The organism is Ruegeria sp. HKCCD7296 (genome assembly GCF_013110775.1).
In the GTDB taxonomy this organism is placed as follows: domain Bacteria; phylum Pseudomonadota; class Alphaproteobacteria; order Rhodobacterales; family Rhodobacteraceae; genus Ruegeria.
Genome location: NZ_WVRF01000035.1, coordinates 1 through 2,351, shown reverse-complemented (window position 1 = coordinate 2,351; position 2,351 = coordinate 1). Strand labels below are relative to the sequence as shown.

Here is a 2,351-nt window from a genome sequence, read left to right as displayed (position 1 = left end):
AATCCTCCGCTACGCAATCAACCTAGTCTGTTCCATGGGTGCTGATGGCGGACAAAGCGAGCCCTTCATCGTTACCATTATTCCGGACGACCCTGACATACTGGAAACGATCCCTCCGGGCGCAGCCGGTTTGGCGGCGATGTACACTGATTCAGCGGCGGCAACGCACGTAATCCGCAAAGTGATTGTCAGGATGAACTCAATCCTGAATTACATCAGACCAGGACTGTAGCGAAGTAAATTGAGGGCCGACCGCGAGCCCTAAAGTGGAAGCGGAAGTCGGTACGAACCGTAGTGTCTGTCGCTTCGAGACAAAAGCCGCAGTTCGCTGCGGTCTGCATGGACGATTGCTGCACAGAAGCTGCAATGAAGTACTTAGCAGCGCACTCCACCGCGTCCAGTTTGGGCCTTCTTACAATCTCAGTTGCTTTCCATCCGCTTGGCTGCTTCGTCCGCATAGCGGCCTTTCAGGATATTCAGGCGAACTTCAGTATCGAGCCCAAAGGAGACAACTTCATGTGCTGCGCAGGTTGGCTTCGGATGGCGAGCAATTTCACCGCTAAGGGCAGATGAAGATCGAAGACCTAGCTGTCGCGCTGTTTCGCAAATTTGGGCGGAGCAATGCCAGGAACGATTGGCACACGCACTCCATCTACGCGATCATCAGTGCCGCTTTCAAAGGTCATGGTCATGTGGTGCAGGTGGTTTTCAGTAGATTGGTACTTGGTTTCGAATGTTTCGCCATCGTAGGGCTCTAGGGGGAAGGATCTTCCATCAAATGTTTGAAGGAGCGCATCTCCCTGCCTCTTCACTACAAATGTTCCGTATCCAGGATGATGGTACGTTCCCTCATATGCATCGAAAGGAAGACGCGGTTGGTTCGCAGAATTGCGTCCCGCTTCAAAGGCCGCCTCCGCGGCAGCTTCCCCTTCTGTTCTTGCCTGATCGAGTGCCAGAAAATGTGCAATAATACGGTCGGTATCCGGTTCACCGAGCAGATGGGCAAGGACCACTTGATGGGTTGCGATTACGCCATTGGTTAAGTTCATGTTCATCAGAACGGCCACACCCAGACCAGTATCCGGTACGAAGGCTATAGACGTCCGAGCACCGTTAAAGGACCCGCCGTGATCAAAGGTCAGATGTCCCATAAACATGCTTTGAGCGAGGCCCAACCCATAATTGTAGAGCGCCCCGCCAACCAAGGGCCGAAATACTTCAGCTGGCATGTGAGATCGTCTGATCCAAGAAATGCTTTCCTCAGAAATCACCTGATCATCACCGGCCCGTCCGTTCGCCAAATGGCACTTGATCCACTTGATCATTTCATCGGCGGTCATATAGAGGCCAGCAGTGGGCGCGAAGTAGCGCGTGTCACAAAATTCGATCTCTTTGATCTGCCCGTCAACGAGACCGTAGCCCTTGGCCAGACGACCGGTTGCAGTCGCTTCCGCGCGGACAAACGTTGCCTTCACGCCGAGGCGGTCTAGGAGGCGTTCCTGCATTAGGTCTTCAAAGAACTCACCGGTCGCGGCCTCAAGTATCGCACCCGCCGAGGTGTAAATTATGTCTTGGTATTGGAAATGGTTTCTGAAACTGTGAGATGGAGCGAAATGCTGCAGCCGGTCCAGAAGGTGGCGGCGAAAATCTCGGCCGTCATCCGGAAGTTCGCGCGCAACTCCGTGTGCTAGCAAGTTTTCATGATAGGGAAGGCCTGATCGGTGGCACATCATGTCCGTTAGCGTCATGTCGCGAGTAGCGGAAGGGTCCATCATTTGAAAATCTGGGAAGTACTCCCTGACAGGCGTGTCCCAAGAAACTATGCCATCATCGACAAGACCTCCGACCAATCCGGCTGTATAGGATTTCGTGGTGGAAGCCACCAGCATTACCGTTTCCGGTGTGAAAGGCTCATTGCGTGTCACATCCCGAAACCCAAAGCCCTCACGGAAGACGATGTCTTCGCCACTACACGCGACAACTGCCATTCCAGGTGCGGAGAATGCACCAAGGACTTTTTCGAGATCGTCTCTTAGAGCATCTACGTCAAATCTGCTCGAAGAATGAGAAGCGGAAATCGCCGGGGTGGCAAGTGCGGAAACGCCAAAAGTTGTTGAAGTTAAAATGAACTCTCTACGGTTCGGCATCTCGTTCTCTCCATTTGGGTTATCGAAGTGTATCGCGTGAACGAAGTAATAAAAGTAACAAGTTGCATTGCAAGTATGCGGCGAATGATTTGATGCTCTCAGCTCGAATTCTTCCTTTAAGGGATGAAACCTCCGACGTCGGTTTTGTCCGCAAAGCGGTCACTGCCATGTTTTCCGCCCACGTCTGCCCTAGTCAAAGCAGCC

The 2,351-nt window shown here is 52.7% G+C and carries 2 protein-coding genes; one reads left to right on the top strand and one right to left on the bottom strand.

All coding sequences use genetic code 11. The features are described from left to right. Window positions 1-232 (top strand): hypothetical protein (locus GS632_RS22060; protein ID WP_216601894.1); only part of this gene is annotated, 232 nt, incomplete at its 5' end. A gap of 352 nt (window positions 233-584) precedes the next feature. Here the strand turns inward: GS632_RS22060 and GS632_RS21935 are convergent. Further along, complete coding sequence (locus GS632_RS21935) at window positions 585-2,147, bottom strand: serine hydrolase (RefSeq protein WP_171722504.1); 1,563 nt, start codon at window positions 2,145-2,147, stop codon at window positions 585-587. Between the last annotated feature and the right edge of the window lie 204 nt (window positions 2,148-2,351).

What these genes read in the sequence shown, in the direction of transcription:
- GS632_RS21935 (WP_171722504.1), bottom strand. Translation starts at nt 2,147, where the DNA reads ATGCCGAACCGTAGAGAGTTCATTTTAACTTCAACAACTTTTGGCGTT.